Origin of the sequence: Paenibacillus sp. RRE4, assembly GCF_031844205.1 — a bacterium.
GTDB lineage: Bacteria > Bacillota > Bacilli > Paenibacillales > Paenibacillaceae > Paenibacillus > Paenibacillus xylanexedens_B.
The window spans coordinates 1,656,848-1,675,441 of the sequence record NZ_JAUZUT010000001.1; the positions used below are offsets into that span (position 1 = coordinate 1,656,848).

The 18,594-nt window shown below is 47.9% G+C and carries 16 protein-coding genes; 14 read left to right on the top strand and 2 right to left on the bottom strand.

Annotated elements, in window-relative coordinates; genetic code table 11:
* The first annotated feature begins 413 nt into the window (after positions 1 to 413).
* The 11 genes from hxlA (at position 414) to Q9R46_RS07770 (ending at position 13,876) form a co-directional block, all read left to right on the top strand.
* Positions 414 to 1,046 (top strand): 3-hexulose-6-phosphate synthase, encoded by a 633-nt coding sequence (hxlA, locus tag Q9R46_RS07720; protein WP_090920812.1) that lies wholly within the window; start codon positions 414 to 416, stop codon positions 1,044 to 1,046.
* Between the two features lie 4 nt (positions 1,047 to 1,050).
* Entirely contained in the window at positions 1,051 to 1,614 is a 564-nt protein-coding gene (gene hxlB, locus Q9R46_RS07725) for a 6-phospho-3-hexuloisomerase (RefSeq protein WP_311279512.1), read from the top strand.
* Positions 1,615 to 1,795: 181 nt separating this feature from the next.
* Entirely contained in the window at positions 1,796 to 2,170 is a 375-nt protein-coding gene (locus Q9R46_RS07730; protein WP_145330144.1) for a winged helix-turn-helix transcriptional regulator, read from the top strand.
* A gap of 232 nt (positions 2,171 to 2,402) precedes the next feature.
* Positions 2,403 to 4,205 (top strand): oligoendopeptidase F, encoded by a 1,803-nt coding sequence (pepF, locus tag Q9R46_RS07735; RefSeq protein WP_311280969.1) that lies wholly within the window; start codon positions 2,403 to 2,405, stop codon positions 4,203 to 4,205.
* Positions 4,206 to 4,316: 111 nt separating this feature from the next.
* The gene (locus Q9R46_RS07740; RefSeq protein ID WP_260984520.1) at positions 4,317 to 4,808 is read left to right on the top strand and encodes a DUF2500 domain-containing protein; all 492 of its coding nucleotides are present in this window, start codon (positions 4,317 to 4,319) and stop codon (positions 4,806 to 4,808) included.
* A gap of 253 nt (positions 4,809 to 5,061) precedes the next feature.
* On the top strand, positions 5,062 to 6,558 hold the full coding sequence (locus tag Q9R46_RS07745; protein ID WP_311279513.1) for a rhamnulokinase: 1,497 nt from the start codon (positions 5,062 to 5,064) through the stop codon (positions 6,556 to 6,558).
* A gap of 2 nt (positions 6,559 to 6,560) precedes the next feature.
* Positions 6,561 to 7,322, top strand: coding sequence for a DeoR/GlpR family DNA-binding transcription regulator (locus Q9R46_RS07750; protein ID WP_311279515.1), 762 nt, complete (start codon positions 6,561 to 6,563; stop codon positions 7,320 to 7,322).
* 51 nt (positions 7,323 to 7,373) lie between these two features.
* Positions 7,374 to 8,102, top strand: coding sequence for a (Fe-S)-binding protein (locus tag Q9R46_RS07755; protein ID WP_311280970.1), 729 nt, complete (start codon positions 7,374 to 7,376; stop codon positions 8,100 to 8,102).
* Positions 8,099 to 9,619, top strand: coding sequence for a LutB/LldF family L-lactate oxidation iron-sulfur protein (locus tag Q9R46_RS07760; RefSeq protein ID WP_311279516.1), 1,521 nt, complete (start codon positions 8,099 to 8,101; stop codon positions 9,617 to 9,619). The genes Q9R46_RS07755 and Q9R46_RS07760 overlap by 4 nt, the downstream gene beginning before the upstream one ends.
* The gene (locus Q9R46_RS07765) at positions 9,609 to 10,334 is read left to right on the top strand and encodes a LutC/YkgG family protein (RefSeq protein WP_311279518.1); all 726 of its coding nucleotides are present in this window, start codon (positions 9,609 to 9,611) and stop codon (positions 10,332 to 10,334) included. Before Q9R46_RS07760 ends, Q9R46_RS07765 begins: the two co-directional genes overlap by 11 nt.
* Before the next feature lie 368 nt (positions 10,335 to 10,702).
* A complete protein-coding gene (locus tag Q9R46_RS07770; RefSeq protein WP_311279519.1) occupies positions 10,703 to 13,876 on the top strand; it encodes a bifunctional cytochrome P450/NADPH--P450 reductase in 3,174 nt (1,057 codons plus the stop codon).
* 179 nt (positions 13,877 to 14,055) lie between these two features.
* Here Q9R46_RS07770 and Q9R46_RS07775 read toward each other — a convergent pair whose 3' ends face one another.
* Together Q9R46_RS07775 and Q9R46_RS07780 are read right to left on the bottom strand one after the other, a co-directional pair.
* Entirely contained in the window at positions 14,056 to 14,481 is a 426-nt protein-coding gene (locus tag Q9R46_RS07775) for a hypothetical protein (RefSeq protein ID WP_311279520.1), read from the bottom strand.
* Positions 14,482 to 14,690: 209 nt separating this feature from the next.
* Entirely contained in the window at positions 14,691 to 15,980 is a 1,290-nt protein-coding gene (locus Q9R46_RS07780; protein WP_311279521.1) for a Gfo/Idh/MocA family oxidoreductase, read from the bottom strand.
* 125 nt (positions 15,981 to 16,105) lie between these two features.
* On the opposite strand from Q9R46_RS07780, the gene Q9R46_RS07785 reads away from it, so the two are divergent.
* The 3 genes from Q9R46_RS07785 (at position 16,106) to Q9R46_RS07795 (ending at position 18,586) form a co-directional block, all read left to right on the top strand.
* Entirely contained in the window at positions 16,106 to 17,002 is an 897-nt protein-coding gene (locus Q9R46_RS07785) for an AraC family transcriptional regulator (RefSeq protein ID WP_311279522.1), read from the top strand.
* A 125-nt stretch (positions 17,003 to 17,127) separates the two neighbouring features.
* Complete coding sequence (locus Q9R46_RS07790) at positions 17,128 to 17,718, top strand: GNAT family N-acetyltransferase (protein WP_311279523.1); 591 nt, start codon at positions 17,128 to 17,130, stop codon at positions 17,716 to 17,718.
* A gap of 34 nt (positions 17,719 to 17,752) precedes the next feature.
* On the top strand, positions 17,753 to 18,586 hold the full coding sequence (locus Q9R46_RS07795) for a phosphotransferase family protein (RefSeq protein ID WP_311279524.1): 834 nt from the start codon (positions 17,753 to 17,755) through the stop codon (positions 18,584 to 18,586).
* Positions 18,587 to 18,594 lie beyond the last annotated feature (8 nt).

Here is an 18,594-nt window from a genome sequence, read left to right on the forward strand (position 1 = left end):
TTTTATGAAATGTCTTTAAAAAGTGAATAACATCCATTGTAAGAAACCTACATCATTGATGTTGTACAAACAAAACGCTGTTCGTAAACAGCACTGACTGTGGAATAGATGAAGATAGATGTACCTCAGAAATAGATTCGTATAACAACGTCTAATATCCATTGGTTTCTCCCAAGTAACTACCTCACTTGAAAGTGCGTACTTCCTGAATGGATAGTCAGGCTCTACAATGAACTAGCAACCACCATTACAAGATGCTGATCTCAGCAACGGATCATTGGCGGTAAGGATAAACATTTGGACTTGTATAAGTTGAACTGTTTTTACACGTCATCGGAGTGGATAGTGTAAAGTCTTTATTCCAACTTATACAGCATCATTAATCAACCTCAAATACAAAGGAGACATAAAACATGAAATTACAACTCGCACTTGATTTGGTTAACATCCCGGAAGGTATCGCATTGGTTAAAGAAGTAGAACAATATATTGATATCGTTGAGATTGGCACACCGATTATTATTAATGAAGGATTGCATGCTGTAAAAGCAATGAAGGAAGCCTATCCTAACCTGCAAGTCCTTGCGGACCTGAAAATTATGGATGCTGGCGGATATGAAATTATGAAAGCAGCTGAAGCGGGTGCAGACTTGATCACCGTTCTGGGTGCAAGTAACGATATGACGATCAAAGGCGCTGTTGAAGAAGCGAAAAAACAAAACAAAGAAGTTCTCGTGGACATGATCAACGTGCCTAACCTGGAACAACGTGCGCGTGAAGTTGACGCTCTGGGCGTAGACTATATCTGCGTTCACACCGGGTATGACCTGCAAGCAGTTGGACAAAGTCCTTTCGAAGACCTGCAAACGATCAAAGGTGCAGTAAAAAATGCAAAAACTGCGGTTGCTGGTGGCATCAAATTAGACACATTGCCAGAAGTTGTGAAAGCACAACCTGACTTGGTCATCGTTGGTGGCGGTATTACAGGGCAAGCAGATAAAGCAGCTGTAGCATCCGAAATGCAGCGCCTTGTTCAGCAAGGGTAAGCTGATGAGCAGCAAACAATACGCCGCAGATATCCTGAAGGAACTGGAACGCACGTTAAGCCAGCTTGACGATGCCGAGATGCAGGAAATGGCCGAGCAGGTGTTAGCAGCGGAACGCATTTTTATAGCTGGCGCGGGTCGTTCAGGTCTCATGGGAAAAGCATTCGCGATGCGATTGATGCAGATGGGACTTACCGTTTATGTCGTAGGCGAGACGGTGACGCCAGGGATCAGCTCAGCAGATTTCCTGCTGCTATGCTCTGGTTCTGGAGAGACAGGCGGGCTGGTTGCCATGGCAAGAAAGGCGAATCAAGCGGGTGCACCTGTAGGCTTAATCACAATTAAGCCGGATTCCACAATTGCACAGCTGGCACAAGCGGTCGTTCGTTTGCCTGCCTCTGCCAAGGAGGATACGGCGGGAGCCGGAGCGGATGTAACCATTCAGCCCATGGGTTCCTTGTTTGAACAGAGCCTGTTGTTAAGCATGGATGCGCTGATCCTCACCATGATGGAGATGAAGGGCATGACCGGTGCAGATATGTTCAGCCGGCACGCGAATCTGGAGTAGTTCGATTAAAGTGCTCACGCGTTTAATATAGCTAAAAATGAAGTAGACCGGAGTCCTGTGCTATTGCAAGGATTGCGGTCTTTTCTGTGAAAAAGAAGAGCAAACTTTGCATTCGGTACGTGCTGTAGTAAAATGAAGTATTAGAGTTTGATATCGTACGAGATAAAGGGGGCTTGGAGCCATGGCGTCCGAAGTCAAAGAACGCATTAATTTAAAAGAAATCAACTGTGAAAAGGAATTAACGCTGGCGGTAATTGGTGGCAAGTGGAAACTGATTATATTGTGGCATCTGGGTCTGGAGGGCACCAAACGTTTCAGTGAGTTGAAACGCCTGATCCCCCATATTACGCAAAAGATGCTGACAAACCAGCTACGGGAGCTGGAAGAGGACAAACTGGTGGAGCGCAAAGTGTACGCCGAAGTTCCGCCCCGAGTCGAATATTCACTGACGGATCATGGGCAGAGTCTGATGCCGGTGTTGCATGCTATGTATAACTGGGGCAAAAACTACGGTGAGAATGTCATCTGGAAAGCGGATGAAATGAATATCTTATAGTACACCAATGAATATCTGTAAGAATCAGAAATGAATGATCGATTAATGAAACGTTAAGTAAACTGGACACTTCCGGTGCTTGACGTTTTTTTACTTTTCCAGCCGGATTGATTTCTGCAGATTTAAACCAAAAGTCTCATAATCAGGAGATGTCATGTATCTATTAGTATAGTATGGTACGATGAGAGATATTGGAAATGCGAGGAGGATGACAAACAAGATGACAATCAAAATGGATAAGATACATACACGTTCCGAAGTTATGGAAGAAACAACCTGGGATTTGCGTGATTTATTTGCAACCGATGCGCAGTGGGAACAGGAACTTCTATCGCTACCGGATGCTGCTTCTGATATTGAAACATTCAAAGGTACACTGGGTCAAAGTGCGGGGCAATTGCTCGCTTGCCTTGATGCTCGTGAAGCTTTGCAGGAACGAATCGGTAAAACGGCAGCGTATGCGCGCTTAAAACAATCCGAGGACAGCATGAACCCGGTGAATATCGAGAATGCGGCTAAAGCTGGTGATATTCTGTCTAACTTGTCGTCCAGCCTGTCATTTGTCAACTCGGAGATTGTTTCGCTACCAGAAGGCACGATTGAGAAGTATTTGAGTGAACTTCCGGTTCTAGAACCGTATAAACGCAGCCTCGAGAGACTTATTGAAGAAAAAGCACACCGACTCTCGCCTGAAACAGAAAAAGTGCTTGCTTCACTTGGTGAAGTGCTGGATTCCCCCTATCGAATCTATCAACGCGGCAAGCTGGCAGATATGACTTTTGATGAAGTGTTGGATGGTGAGGATCAATCACGTCCATTATCATGGTCTTTTTACGAAAATAATTACGAGATGTCACCCGATACCGAACTGCGTCGTTCCGCTTATGCCTCCTTTACTGAAACGTTGAATCAATACAAAAATACGTTTGCTGAAGGATATGCGACTGAGGTCAAAAAACAAGTGGTGTTATCCCGTTTACGTGGATATGAAGACGTGACGGACATGTTATTAGCTCCGCAACAAGTAAACAAGGAAATGTACAATAATGTCCTCGATATTATTCAAAAAGAGCTAGCTCCGCATATGCGCAGATTGGCTGCGCTAAAAAAACGCGAGCTCGGACTCGACAAGCTGATGTTCTGTGATCTCAAGGCTCCGCTGGATGCCGAATTCAGTCCAGCGATTACCTATGATGAAGCTTGCACGTTGATCCGTGAGGCGTTGGATGTACTAGGGCCGGAGTATGGGGAGATTGTTGAACGAGCCTTTAATGACCGCTGGGTAGATTACGCGGACAATGCGGGTAAATCCACAGGAGCGTTCTGTTCCTCCATCTACGGGTCGCACTCCTACATCTTAATCTCTTGGGCGAATAACATGCGCGGAGCGTTTACCCTGGCGCATGAAGTGGGCCATGCGGGCCATTTTATGCTAGCTGGCAAATATCAGCGGCTTACGAATACGCGGCCGTCACTTTATTTTATAGAAGCACCTTCGACAATGAACGAAATGCTTCTGGCAGATCATCTGTTGAATCGTTCTGAGAATCCGAGAATGCGGCGTTGGGTGATTTTGCAATTGCTGAATACGTACTATCATAACTTTGTTACTCATCTGCTGGAAGGCGAGCTACAGCGTAGGGTGTATGCACTTGCGTCGAATGATAAGCCAATTACTGCTAAGACGTTAAGCGAACTAAAAGGTGCAATCCTCTCGGATTTCTGGGGACCAGAGCTGGTAGTGGACGAAGGTGCCAAGCTGACGTGGATGAGACAGCCGCATTATTATATGGGCTTGTATCCGTACACGTATGCAGCAGGTTTAACGGCGTCAACCGCAGCTGCACAGAAGATTAGAGAAGAAGGACAACCCGCGGTGGACCGCTGGCTTGAAGCGCTCAAATCCGGGGGCAGTCTTGCACCGCAGGAATTGATGAAGCTTGCAGGTGTAGATATGTCCGGTCCTGAACCAATCCGCACAGCAGTTTCTTATGTCGGCAGCCTTGTGGACGAACTTGAACGTCTGTATTCCTGATTCGGCTCATATAGTATAGGGACAAGGCAGAGAGGGTGGTCTGCCAATGCACCATTACCTGCACGGGAAGTGGTGAACTGTTATTTTGCGTGGGGAAAGGAACGATGTGTTATGGCAGTTACGAGCATATTCTCGTCAGTAGGCCAGTTGAGTGTAGATGGCTTCGGGGGATTAGACGATATGAGCGGCGTGCCGGGATTCGAAGGCAATCAGAGTGGTTTTTTTTCCGGGTTTAGCGAGCTTGGGGCAATGGGCACGATCGTCCCTATTTTGATCGGTATCGTGTTTCTGGTTGTGGCAGGCGCTATCGTATATGCCATCTTCTCAGGTGTACGAACCTGGTCCTCCAACAATGCTGCAGCTGTACTTACCTTACATTCCAGAGTCGTTGCAAAACGAACGGAGGTTAGTGGTGGAAGTGGGGATAGTAGTGCAACTACAAGTTATTACACAACCTTTGAGTTCGACAACGGGGAGCGTCTGGAATTCAATGTGGGTGGTCAAATGTACGGCATGCTGGTGGAGCAGGATCGGGGCATGTTAACCTATCAGGGGACACGCTTTAAACATTTTGAACGAGATATCCAGCCTCAATTCGGGTAATCCGTATCCGGGGCGGAGACTGGACAGTTTTATATGTAAAAGGAAAGCAACGACTCCTCCCGCAAGGGAATGAGTCGTTTTTTGTGTTGTAATGAGGAAAGCGAATCCATGGGTATTCAAACGTTTACAATGATGGTATACTCGTAAAATAAAACTAAACAGTATTAAACAAAGAAAAACAAACAGCTATTTGGTTGTTAAATAAAGATACGAGCGAAGATGAAGACATTAATAACTGAAAGGTGGGAGAGCAGTGAGTGTGCTGGCTTATGATTTGGGTGCAGGAAGCGGCAGAGCGATACTCGGTCATCTGAATGATCGAGGGATCGAAACCCGTGAGATTCACCGGTTCAAAAATGAACCCGTGAAGATTGGTGATCGGATGCACTGGGATATTTTGCGGCTACATCATGAAGTACTGCAAGGCTTGACGTTTATCAAACAACAAGGTGAAGTGCCGGAGAGTTTGGGCATTGATTCTTGGGGCGTAGATTTTGGTTTGCTGGGAAGTAACGGCGAACTGCTGGGTAATCCCTATCATTATCGTGACACACAGTTCAACGGTATGATGGATACGGTTTGTCAGGAGTTAACGGCTAAACGGATTTTCGAGCGTACAGGAATACAATTCCTTCCATTTAATACACTATACCAACTCGCAACACTTCAGCGGAGTACTTCTCCATTGCTACGGGAAGCGGAGCGTTTTCTAATGATCCCTGATTTACTAAGGTACTTTCTTACTGGAGAAGCGGTAAATGAGTTCACCAATGCTACAACAACACAGTTATACAATCCTGTACGTGGACAATGGGATGGTGAACTACTCGATCATATTGGTGTTTCTGACCAATGGTTCGGGGATGTGGTCTTACCGGGGAGTACTGTTGGAAAATTACGCAGCAGTATATGTAATGATATCGGTCTTGCGCCCATTCCCGTTCTGACCGTAGCAGAGCATGATACCGGTTCGGCGGTGGTAGCGGTTCCAGCTACGGAACGAAGCTTTGCTTATCTAAGCTGCGGAACGTGGTCACTGATGGGTACCGAGCTGGATCAGCCCGTCATCAGTGCGGAGAGCATGGAACTGAACTTTACGAATGAAGGCGGGGCAGGGGGCACATATCGTCTGCTCAAAAACATTATGGGGCTCTGGATCTTGCAGGAATGTATGCGGCAATGGGAAAGTGAAGGACAAGGGGTTAGCTATGCCTCATTGCTTGCGAAGGCCGAGATAGCTCCCGCGTTTGCAAGTCTCTTCGATCCGGATGATGCGTTGTTTCTGCCTGCAGGCAATATGACGGAACGCATTCGTCGATATTGCCAGAAGACAGGGCAGCGTGTGCCAGAGGATCAGGGCAGTATAGCCAGGGCCGTTTTAGAGAGTCTTGCTTTGAAGTATAGGAGGGTTCTGGAATGGACAGAGCAGCTGTCAGAGAAAACATTCGGCGGACTGCATATGGTAGGCGGCGGCATTCAGAACGAGTTATTATGCCAGTGGACAGCGAACTCCATTGGCAAGCCTGTATGGGCAGGGCCAGCGGAGGGAAGTGCAATCGGCAATATGGCTGTGCAATGGATCGCGAGCGGAACGTTTAAGAATATTTGGGAAGCGCGCCGTGCTATTCGTGATTCATTCCCGGTAAGGGAATATGAGCCGCAAGACAGGGCGGCATGGGCAGAAGCCTATGAACGATTTTTGCGGATAATCGCCATATCGCCGGGTACAGAAACCGGGAGTGAGGTGTAGACATGCTCGCGGCAGAACGATATGACCGGATTGTAGAACTGATCAATATCAAGGGCAGCATGCGTGTATCCGAGCTAAGTGAACGTTGCCGGGTAACCGAAGAGACGATCCGCCGTGATCTGGATCGGTTAGAACAGGCTGGGCGGCTACGCCGATCACACGGTGGAGCGGTCAGTGTCAAGGAGGATCAGCCGGAAATCCCTTACCGGATACGGGAAACGACCCATGCAATGGAGAAGAAACGAATTGCTGATGCGGCATTGGCGCTAATCGTAGCCGGCGATCGCATTTTGCTGGATGCCAGTACAACAGCAGGTTATATGGCGGCGAACATGCCGGATATGCCATTAACGGTACTGACCAACTCGATTCAAGTCGCCACCGAACTCAGCAGTCGGGACAACATCGAGGTGATTTCTACTGGAGGGCAGCTGGCTGCCCGCTCCTTATCCTTTGTTGGACCACTCGCGGAGCGTTCTCTCGAAACGTATCATGTGGACAAACTTTTTTTATCCTGCAAGGGCGTGCATCTTGAAAGCGGCAGCATCAGTGAATCCAATGAGCTTCAAGCCAGATTAAAACAGAAGATGGTAGGCATTGCGGATCAGGTGATCCTGCTGGCTGATGCGAGCAAGTTTGGCCTGAGGGCTTTCGCTCGTGTGACCGGACTGGATGCGGTGCACACGGTTATTACGGATCAATCTTTGACCGAAGGACAGATTTCCTTGTGCAGTAACTATCAATTGCTGATTCGCACGGTATAACGATAACCAGGCGTTTGACATGAAATAATTTGTTTATTGGAGTGTGTAATGATGAAAGTCTCCTTGTTTATAACCTGTCTCAGCGATGCCATATACCCCCGAGTGGGAGAGGCGATGGTTCGATTGCTGGCGGCTCATGGCATTCGGCTGGAATTTCCGCAGGTGCAGACCTGTTGTGGTCAGCCCTCGTATAACAGTGGATATTGGGATGAGACCCGGGTAGCTGCCAAGACGATATTAGAAGCGTTTGATGACAGTGATTTTGTTGTCTGTCCGTCAGGTTCATGCACATATATGATTCATCATTATCCGGAGCTGTTTGCAGATGAGCCGGATTGGCTGGATAAAGCGAAGCGCCTTGAGGCCAAGACTTACGAGTTTACACAATTTCTTGTTCAGGTGTTAGGCGTAACCGATCTCGGTGCTCATTTTCCGCATAAAGTAACCTACCACCCGTCCTGCCATGGCAGTCGTCTGCTTGGGGTGAAGGACGAACCGCTGGCCTTGCTGTCCAACGTGAAAGGGCTTGAACTGGTTCCATTACCTCATGCAGAGGATTGTTGCGGATTCGGAGGTACGTTTGCGATTAAAATGTCGGATATTTCCGGAGCGATGGTGACCGAGAAGGTGGATCATGTGAAAGAAACACAAGCCGAAGTTCTCGTTGGGCTAGACATGGCTTGTCTGATGAATATTGCGGGCAATCTGCGGCACCGAAATGAACCTGTGCGAGTGATGCATCTGGCTGAACTTTTATATGAGGGGGTGCAGACACGATGAGCCAACCTGGTGTTATGGATGAAACGGTCAAATCCCGTGCGGGTCTGGCACTGAATGATGATTTTCTCCGTAAAGCGGTCAAGTTCACAACCGAACGTTTGCGCAATGGCAAGAAAGCTGCGTCGGAAGAGCATGGCAACTGGGAAGAATGGCGGGAGCGTGGACGCCAGATTCGGTTGCATACAATCGCACATCTCGATTATTACTTGAATGAGTTTGTGAACAACGCCCGTGCGAACGGAGTGCATATTCATTTTGCAGATACTTCAGCGGAAGCGGCTTCCATTGCCCTTGATATTGCCATGCACAAGCAAGCTTCAAGTGTGGTGAAATCCAAATCCATGGTGTCCGAGGAAGTGCATCTGAACCATGTGCTGGAGAAGGCAGGCATAGAAGCGATTGAAACTGATCTTGGCGAATACATTATACAGCTTGCGGGTGAAGCGCCGTCCCACATCGTTATACCTGCCATACACAAAAACAGATATCAGATTGCCGAGTTACTATCCAAGGAAGCTGGAGAGATACTGGAGCCCGATACGACGGTACTTGCCGGATTCGTTCGCAAAAAGCTGCGCGAGAAATTTTTGGAGGCCGATATCGGGTTGACTGGTTGCAATTTTGCGATTGCGGAGACGGGTTCGATGGTGTTATTTGAAAATGAAGGCAATGCCCGTATGGTATCTACCGTGCCAAAAACACAGATTACCCTGATGGGCATGGAGCGCATCATTCCGTCATGGGCAGACCTTGAAGTCATGGCAACCTTGCTGCCACGCTCTGCCACCGGACAAAAGCTCACAATGTACATGTCAGGCATTACAGGTCCTCGTCGCTCGGCGGATGCTGATGGACCGGATGAGATGCATATCATTATCGTAGATAATGGACGTTCTTTACAACTCGGAGATCCCGAGTTTCAGGAACTGCTTAACTGTATTCGTTGCGGAGCATGCCTTAACGCCTGTCCGGTATATCGGCACATTGGCGGTCATGCTTACGGTGGAACCTACAGTGGTCCGATTGGGGCTGTACTGACTCCTGCATTAAACGGTAACATTGAGGAGTGGAACGATATTGCGAGCGCATCGAGTCTGTGCGGTGCTTGTTATGAAGCTTGTCCCGTCAAAATTCCACTGCATGACATGCTTGTATATTTACGCAGACGCAAGGTGGAGGAAGGACATGGAAACAAGCTGGAAACGATGGGCATGAAGGGCTTTGCGGCGGTTGCGGCAAACTCCAAACGCTTTGCTCTTGCTATTCGGCTTGGACAGATCGGACAAAAGACGGTTGTACGGAATGAAGGTATTTCACTGAAGCTTGGCCCACTTAAAGGCTGGAATACGTATAGAGTAGCCCCCAGTCTAGCGAAAAAATCCTTCCGGCAACAGTGGGACATTCTGGATCGAGAGTTGGATCAGCAGCAAGATGCCGACATGGATACATCTGTACGAGAGCGTATGCAACAGATTGTTCGTGATCGCGGGCAGGGAGGTTCGAAGCATGGAAAGTGAACATCAGCAATGGCTTGCATCCATGGAGGAAAAGTCAAGACGTAGACAGGAGAAGTTCATGGACGATATCGCAGCCAAGTTGAAAAGACCTAGACAGCGCCATGCACCGATCCATGCTTTTCGAGGTTCCCCGGACTTCTGGAATGAATTGGAATGGGACGAGGAACAGCGAATACAGGCGTTTACGGATAACTTTGTCAGCGTGGGTGCTCATATTGCCAGATTGTCAAATATGGAAGAAGCAGCTGAGTTTATAGGCAATAAAGCTCACGAATTAAGCGCTAAATATGTAATTCGCCAGAATGAGCAAGCTCTTACGGATCTGGGACTGGAAGAACGTCTTGAGGATGTACAAGTTTCGGTGTGGAACAGTGCTCCGGATGTAGACTGGCGAGCCCGAGCAGCCGAAGCGGATATCGGTGTAGTTATGGCGGATTACGCCACAGCATATACTGGCTCAGTCACCGTCCTTTCTTCTGCGGAAAAGGGACGTTCAGTCAGCCTCCTTCCAACCGTGCTGATTCTGATAATTCCGATTGAACGGCTGCATACAAGGCTTGGAGAGACATTGAATCGTTTTGACGAAGCAGGACGAGCGCAGTTGCCGGCAGGCATTCATTTTATTTCAGGTCCCAGCCGATCCTCTGATATCGAAAATGATTTAACCATCGGAGTTCATGGCCCAGGAATTGTATATGGTTTAATTGTAGGTTAGCTTGCTGGTTGCTTGCTTGGATGTTTTAAATGCGGGAGCAACGGTCAACATGGAACTGTCCAGAAGGCAGAATTTCTGCTGAGGGCAGTTTTTTTTCTGATCAGCAACAATGCCGGGGAGAGAAACTGAGACTTTAGGACAGTTGAAGATTGGAACTGGAAATGATATGGTAAAGATAGACATAGAGTAGTGCCCATTTTTTTTATTTAAAATTGACCAGATTACGATTGTGGTCAGTTGGTTTTGGGTATGACATATTACACACATTACACACGTGATTAAAAGGTGGATTCAACGGAAATCCGATTCAACACGCTATGTTACATTACTCATCATTTACATTTGGAAAAAAAGAAGGAGTGAGAGCTATGTCATCCATTTCAGTACCTCAGCCCAAAACGTACGGCCCGCTAGGCAATCTGCCACAATTGAATTTTGATGAGCCGACTCAGTCTTTAGTTAAGCTGTCAGGCGAGTACGGACCTATTTTTCGCATGGATTACCCTGGAAGAAGTGAGCTTTATATTTCAAGTGAGAAGTACGTAGCCGAAGTGACGGATGAGTCCAAATTCGATAAAAGAGTATGGGCCCCGCTTGCGAAGGTACGTGCTTTTGCCGGGGATGGCCTCTTTACCAGCTGGACGGACGAGCCTAACTGGAAAAAGGCGCATAATGTGTTGCTTCCAAGTTTTAGTCAGCGTGCGATGCAAGGATATCATAACAAAATGGTGGATCTTGCCGTGCAGCTTGTGCAGAAGTGGTCAAGACTGAATCCCGATGAAACGGTGAATGTACCGGATGATATGACTCGTTTGACGTTAGACACCATTGGTTTATGCGGGTTTAACTATCGTTTCAACAGCTTCTACCGCGAAGAGCCACATCCATTCATTACAAGCATGGTACGTGCATTGGATGAATCCATGAGTTCGTTGCAACGTCTGCGTTTGCAGGATAAATTGATGATCAGCAAAAAGAAACAATTCGAACAGGATATCCGTTCCATGTTCTCGCTGGTGGACCACATCATTGCGGAGCGCAAGGCGCAGCCTCAGGAAGGTGCAGACGATCTGCTCTCTCACATGCTGAGCGGCAAGGACCCGGAGACAGGCGAAACGCTGGATGATGAAAATATCCGGTATCAGATTATTACATTTCTGATTGCAGGGCATGAAACGACAAGTGGTTTGTTATCGTTTGCCGTGTACTACCTGATGAAAAACCCGGATAAGCTCGCGAAAGCCCAGGCGGAAGCCGATGAGATTCTGAAAGATCCGGTGCCAACGTACAATCAGGTTCGTCAATTGAAATATATACGTATGGTGCTGAGTGAAGCACTGCGATTGTGGCCAACCGCGCCAGCATTCTCCTTGTATGCAAAAGAAGATACAATGCTCGGCGGACAATACCCGCTTCAAAAAGGGGACAGTGTCAGCGTGCTCATTCCCAAGTTGCATCGTGACCGTGAGGCATGGGGAGAAGATGTAGAGCAATTTCGCCCTGAACGTTTCGAAGACCCAAGCAAAGTGCCACATAACGCGTATAAACCGTTTGGCAACGGTCAGCGCGCATGTATTGGTCAGCAGTTTGCGCTTCAGGAAGCGACGCTTGTGCTGGGCATGGTCCTGAAACATTTTGACTTCATCGATCATATGGATTATCAGTTAAAAGTCAAAGAGACATTGACTCTTAAACCCGATCAATTCATCATCCGTGTACGGCCGCGCGGAGGTCAACCTGTAATGGCTGTACCGGGTGTTGCTATGCAAGAGCCTGCTAACACTGTACAAAAGCATGAACAAGATGTTGTAGAAGCGCACGATACTCCATTGCTTGTACTCTACGGCTCAAATCTGGGGACGGCAGAAGGGATCGCTCGGGAAATTGCGGATACCGCTAGATACCAAGGCTTCCGTAGTGAAGTCGCTGCACTGGATGATCGCGTAGGCAGGCTGCCTAGAGAAGGAGCCGTCATCATTGTCAGCGCATCGTATAATGGTCAGCCGCCAAGCAACGCTAGAACGTTCGTAGAGTGGATTCAGCATGCCGATCAGAAAGAATTCGAGGGTGTGAAATATACCGTTCTTGGATGTGGTGACCACAACTGGGCCAGCACGTATCAGCGAATTCCCCGTTTGATTGATGAACAGCTGGCCTTACGGGGAGCCAAGCGTTTATCCTCTCTGGGAGAGTCAGATGCCAGCGGGGATTTCGAGAAGCAGGTCGAGGATTGGACGGAACAGTTATGGCCTGATCTTGCACGAACGCTGGAACTGAATCTGAATACGGGAGCCAAAAGTGAACACGGCTCCCTGTCGGTACAATTTGTTAGTGGCAGAGCGGTTACTCCGCTGGTTGAAACCTATGAAGCTCATGTTGCAACCGTGCTGGAGAATCGGGAGCTTCATGATGAAGGGAGCGAGCGAAGCACGAGACATCTGGAGATTAAGCTGCCGCAGGGCATCACTTATAAGGAAGGTGACCATCTTGGCGTTCTGCCACAAAATCCACCAGAGCTTGTGGAGCGTGTGCTGCGTCGTTACGGTTTCACCGGAACAGAGCATCTGGTACTGGATGCATCGGGGAGAAGCGCGGCGCATCTGCCATTGCAACGGCCAGTGAATTTGTACGATCTGCTCAGCCACAGTGTGGAATTGCAAGAGGCCGCAACACGTGCGCAATTAAGGGAACTTGCTGCATATACGGTCTGCCCTCCACACAAGAAGGAACTTGAAGCGCTCTTGGATGAGGCATCATATATGAAGGAAGTTCGTGGCAAACGGATATCCATGCTGGACTATCTGGAGAAATATGAAGCATGTGAATTGCCATTTGAACGTTTTCTTGCATTATTGCCTTCGTTGAAGGCCAGATACTATTCCATATCCAGCTCACCACGGGTACAAGCAGCGCAAGCGAGCATAACGGTAAGTGTCGTAAAGGCATCTGCCTGGAGTGGAAAAGGGATATATAAAGGTATTGCTTCCAATTATCTAGCTGATCTGAAGCCTGGTGACGAGGTTGTGATGTTTGTCCGTACACCGGAATCCGGCTTCCAATTGCCTGAAAGATCAGACGTGCCGATCGTTATGGTGGGTCCGGGAACAGGGGTAGCTCCATTCCGTGGTTTCTTGCAAGCGAGACATGTGATGAAGGAACGAGGCGAGCTAGTTGGTGAAGCGCATCTGTATTTTGGCTGCCGCAATCCGGAGCATGATTATTTGTACAAAAACGAGCTGGAAACTGCAGAGCAGGAGGGGCTTGTACAGCTTCATACAGCTTTCTCCAGGATTCAAGGGGAAGACAAATGTTATGTGCAACATCGGATGAAAGAGGATGCACATCTGTTAATTCCTTTGCTGGTAAACGGGGCGCATCTATACATCTGCGGAGATGGCAGTAAAATGGCTCCTGATGTGGAAACAACGCTAAAGCAGGCTTATGCAGATACTCAAGGTAAGACGGTAGAAGAGGCAGAAGCCTGGCTTGAACAGCTTCAGGAGCAAGGACGTTATGCCAAAGATGTCTGGACAGGCATTTGATTGGATGGAGCGAACGTGTTTTACGATTTGAATAGGAGTACGGGCCATTTGTAGCAAGGCAGGCACTTAACCTCGCGGTGAGAAGCGGAGACAACCGATTCTCACCGTTTTTTTCTCATGCGCTTGTTGATTAGTCGTCTAACCTTATCTAACTTGGGTAGCTCTTTCATCGTTCGGATCTATTTACGACGGATACAACCGCGTTTCCGCTTCAAGGTTCGCTTGCGGGGGCGATAGATGGACTCCACGCTGGAAAGCGGAAACAGAATACGTGAAGGAACTCTGCCTTTGCCTTGTAACTCAACGTAATTGAGTCCAACGCCAACCAGTCTAATATTTCGGAATGAATTGCGGGAAGGAAATGTTGTACGAATGCCAACCCGAATCCCCCGCTGTGTACGTGGAACGTTGAACACACGAATGGAATTCAGGCTAAGCGGAATAAATAATTGATGATTGATTTTGACAAAATTACGAGGAAATACCCGACGGATGCGTCCAGGTTCCAGACCGGAACGCGGGGCGTTAAGCTCAGCAAGATGTCCCTGGAATTGGGCCAACCGTTGCTGAAGTGTTTTGCCTGTGCGAAGATGCTGCCAGCTCATAATTCTTCCTCCGTTCGTCATTTATAGCTAGTATATGAACGAAGCAAGGAGGAAGGTGAATACTTGACAGCCCATGTTCATGCCGAGGTGAAAGGTACATGAGACATACTATGGGATGTGAAATAGAATGTGCAATGAAATGAAAATCAGAAAAGGCATCAGATTAGAGGTACAAGGTCTCTATCTGATGCCTATTTACGTGCACTTTATTAGAATTGCACCAGAGTATCCACTTTAACTGGAAGGCCTGTTGCAATCGCACGATTGGCTGCAATGCCTGTCAAAATCGAGCGAGCGCCATCCACATGATTGGCTGCACGATGGAACGGATCTTCTGACGGTGCGCCGAACAGATCGTTGAGCAGTACAGGGTCGCCTCCACCATGGCCGCCTTCCTTTTCCTCGACTTCAACGTCATAAGGTGAGCCGAACATCGGAAGTACACGTAGCGTTTTGCCAATCAAAGCGCCTTCTTTGCTTTTGTCACCCAGGGAATTGACGTAGGATTGTTCGATAATGCTCATTTCGATACGGCCTTTGGTGCCGTTGATCGCAATGCGGTAACCTTCCCACGGTTGATAAGCAACAAGGGAATACGTCAAGATTGCCTTGTTCTGATATTGGACAAGAACCCCCATCGTATCTTCAATGTTGATTCCTTCACCAAATACGCTTTGATCGCGCTGGTATCCGTCTTCAGTCTCGGCATCCAGATACATTGATTTCAGATGGTCATCAGAATCCAGATGCAGTGCAAATGGATCATCCTGTGCGAGCGGATTACCTGTAGCGCGGTTGTAGAATTGGGTAACCCCGCGATCCTCGGCATTTTCTCTGCCATAGAACATCAAATCTCCAAACGCAAAGACAGTATCTGGCTGTGAGCCGATCCAGAAGTTTACGAGATCGAAGTGATGCGTCGATTTGTGAACCAGCAGACCGCCACTATTGCGCTTGTCCCGGTGCCAGCGACGGAAATAGTCCGCACCGTGGCGGGTATTCAGTAGCCATTCGAAATGCACAGAAGTCACTTTGCCGATGGTATCGTTCAGAATAAGCTCCCGTATTTTCGTGTGATGCGGTGCATAACGATAGTTGAACGTCACGCGTACATTCCGTCCGGTACGTTTCACAGCATCCAGAATGTCCTGACATTTCTCTTCATTTATCGTCATCGGTTTCTCCGTAACCACGTCACAGCCGAGTTCCATTGCTCGAATGATGTATTTATGGTGAGTCCGATCCACGCTGGTCACGATAACGTAGTCGGGCTTCTCGTTCTCAATCATCTGGTCAAACTGATCTGCAAGGTATGTAGGCACCTCAGCATAGTTATATTTTTCTCGCAGTAGCTTATTCGCATAGTTCATACGTACTTGATTGATATCACAAAAGCCGACAAGTTCGGAAGTTGCGCTAAAATCCCGGGTCAAAGCACCATAGAAAAATTCAGCACGACCACCGGTTCCGACTAATACATAACGTTTTTTGTTCCCCACGTATATCGCCTCCTTGAATGTAGGTTTAGACTATAACAAAGGAGCACTTCTTTCACCGCATTTTATGCGTAACCGCTTTCAAATGCCGCATATTTTGCTATAATTGTGAAAAAGGAGAGAGTGATATGACCGAAGCCATTCGTGCAGATTATCATGATGCAACGGATTTATTACATATGGAATACGATCGCCGGATCGGATATTACTCTATGCCTAATGATCATTTTCATGACCATTATGAGTTGTATTATTTGCTTTCTGGGGAGCGCATTTATTTTATCAAAGATCGTTCGTATCTGGTCAAAGCAGGTGACTTGGTATTTGTAGACCGCAATACGGTGCACAAAACACTGGAAAGTGGAATGCCGGACCACGAACGAATTGTGCTGTATCTGCAACCGGAACTGTTTGCCGCCATGGCGGTCACGAGTGAGCTCACAGAAGGGTTAACGGAGCCCTTTCGCTGGGACATACCGATTGTGAGATTCCCCGCTCAGGTCGCCAAGGTGACGGAGGAGATCGTGGCAGAAATGGTCCGAGAAATGCGTAATCCCGACGAGGGGAGCGGAATGTTGCTACGTCACCGTACGCTGGAGCTGCTGCTACACACGTACCGTCACCGTCATCTAGCACGTATACAGCCGGATGATCAGGACCCTGTCCTTCACCCCAAGATTCAGGTCGTTGTCCGTTATTTAAATGAGAATTACCAGAATCCGGTTACGCTGCCGGAGGTCGCAGACAAGTTTAGGATTAGTCCGCATTATCTAAGCCGGCTGTTCAAACAAACGACGGGTTTTACGTTTAGCGATTATCTGAATTTACTGCGGCTGAAAGAGGCTCAGCGCCTATTACGTGAGAGTGAAGAGTCGGTTACCGATATTGCCCTGCTGGCGGGATTCGGGAATTTTTCGCATTTTGGGAAGATGTTCAAGCGCGCGGTTCAGATGTCGCCAAGAACATACAGGCAGGAGTACAATGGACGGGATGGAATTAAAAAAACACAATCAACAATTAACTAGGATTTAGTTATTTTGAGGTACGAAAGAATTCAGCTATTTCGAATATTCGAAGCCAGACTACATGAATTAGGAATCATGTTACCACTCATTATTGATTCGATCTTTCAGGTGGAGGAATAGATTTTATGACAGATTATGGTTCGATTGATCCCATGATGCTTGACTTTCCGGAGAGCTTTGATACGGAACGTCTTACGATTCGCTCACCGCAGTGGGGGGATGGCGCAGATGTTAATGAAGCGATTCGGGAAAGTGTGGAGGAGCTAAGGCCGTGGTTACCTTTTGCGGAGAACATTCCTTCATTAGAGGAGTCAGAAGTAACAGTCCGAAAAGCCAGACTACGATTTTTGGAACGCAGCGACTTGATGTTACATTTACGCGATAAAGCTACGGATGAGTTTGTGGGCAGCAGCGGTCTGCACCGGATGGACTGGAATGCACGCTCTTTCGAGATTGGTTACTGGGTGCGGACCTCCCGGTCGGGCGAAGGTTTGGTTACAGAGGCTGTGCGGGGAATCGAAAAGTTTGCCATAGTACATCTGCAGGCCAATCGGCTTGAGATTCGTTGTGATGCCCGAAATGTACGCAGTGCAAGTGTAGCTAAACGGCTCGGTTACACACAGGAAGGAATACTGCGCAGGATAAAACAAGATCGCACAGGTGCATGGGTAGATACGATCATTTTTTCCAAAGTAAGAGGGATCGAGTTCGATTAAAAAAAGAATCTCACATACTCAGGGGGATAAGCAGATGAAGCTGATTGGTCAAGGAAGAACGGCGGAAATCTACCATTATGCAGATGATCTTATTTTGAAATTATACCGGACAGGATTCTCAGGAGAAGCGGTACAGAATGAATATCGCGTCAGTCAGTGGGTGTATGAAAAGGGGTTGCCCGTTCCTCGTGCTGTAAAACAAATACATTATGCTACACGTACGGGTATTGTATTTGAGCGGTTTGAGGGAACAACGTTGTTATCGCTGATGATGCAGCAACCGGAATTGCTGGAACATCTATCCTACATCATGGCAGCAACTCATTATAAACTGCACACGGTACAGGATGAGGGCAACATATTACCTTCTCAGAAAAAGATTCTGGAGCACGCCATGCTACGCGTAGCGGGCTTCTCTGATCTTGAACGCGCACGGCTGATTCACTATTTGTCCGCATTGCCAGAGCAACGGGTGATTTGCCATGGTGACTATCATCCTGATAATGTAATGCTGGGTAAGGACGGAGAACAACATTGTGTCATCGATTGGATGACGGGCATGGCGGGTGATCCTGCGGGTGATGTGGCCAGGACGTGGGTAATATTAAAGAGCGGCAAGCTGCCAGACGATGCGGAACCTGCGATTCGGGAAGGATTCGAGCGGGCTCGAAGTTTGATATTAGAGCAGTACATCACGCATTACGTTGCTCTTTCCGGGATCACTCTTGAGCGGATTGATGCCTGGATGTTACCTGTCGCTGCGGCACGTTTGGACGAAAGCCTGCCTTGCTCGGAAGAGGAGTATCTCCTTCAGTTTGTGCGGAACAGACTGCGCTTGCTGGATGAAACGGTTCATACAACATCATGAAAATAAAG

What these genes read in the sequence shown, in the direction of transcription:
- hxlA (WP_090920812.1), top strand. Translation starts at nt 414, where the DNA reads ATGAAATTACAACTCGCACTTGATTTGGTTAACATCCCGGAAGGTATC.
- hxlB (WP_311279512.1), top strand. Translation starts at nt 1,051, where the DNA reads ATGAGCAGCAAACAATACGCCGCAGATATCCTGAAGGAACTGGAACGC.
- Q9R46_RS07730 (WP_145330144.1), top strand. Translation starts at nt 1,796, where the DNA reads ATGGCGTCCGAAGTCAAAGAACGCATTAATTTAAAAGAAATCAACTGT.
- pepF (WP_311280969.1), top strand. Translation starts at nt 2,403, where the DNA reads ATGGATAAGATACATACACGTTCCGAAGTTATGGAAGAAACAACCTGG.
- Q9R46_RS07740 (WP_260984520.1), top strand. Translation starts at nt 4,317, where the DNA reads ATGGCAGTTACGAGCATATTCTCGTCAGTAGGCCAGTTGAGTGTAGAT.
- Q9R46_RS07750 (WP_311279515.1), top strand. Translation starts at nt 6,561, where the DNA reads ATGCTCGCGGCAGAACGATATGACCGGATTGTAGAACTGATCAATATC.
- Q9R46_RS07755 (WP_311280970.1), top strand. Translation starts at nt 7,374, where the DNA reads ATGAAAGTCTCCTTGTTTATAACCTGTCTCAGCGATGCCATATACCCC.
- Q9R46_RS07760 (WP_311279516.1), top strand. Translation starts at nt 8,099, where the DNA reads ATGAGCCAACCTGGTGTTATGGATGAAACGGTCAAATCCCGTGCGGGT.
- Q9R46_RS07765 (WP_311279518.1), top strand. Translation starts at nt 9,609, where the DNA reads ATGGAAAGTGAACATCAGCAATGGCTTGCATCCATGGAGGAAAAGTCA.
- Q9R46_RS07770 (WP_311279519.1), top strand. Translation starts at nt 10,703, where the DNA reads ATGTCATCCATTTCAGTACCTCAGCCCAAAACGTACGGCCCGCTAGGC.
- Q9R46_RS07775 (WP_311279520.1), bottom strand. Translation starts at nt 14,481, where the DNA reads ATGAGCTGGCAGCATCTTCGCACAGGCAAAACACTTCAGCAACGGTTG.
- Q9R46_RS07785 (WP_311279522.1), top strand. Translation starts at nt 16,106, where the DNA reads ATGACCGAAGCCATTCGTGCAGATTATCATGATGCAACGGATTTATTA.
- Q9R46_RS07790 (WP_311279523.1), top strand. Translation starts at nt 17,128, where the DNA reads ATGACAGATTATGGTTCGATTGATCCCATGATGCTTGACTTTCCGGAG.
- Q9R46_RS07795 (WP_311279524.1), top strand. Translation starts at nt 17,753, where the DNA reads ATGAAGCTGATTGGTCAAGGAAGAACGGCGGAAATCTACCATTATGCA.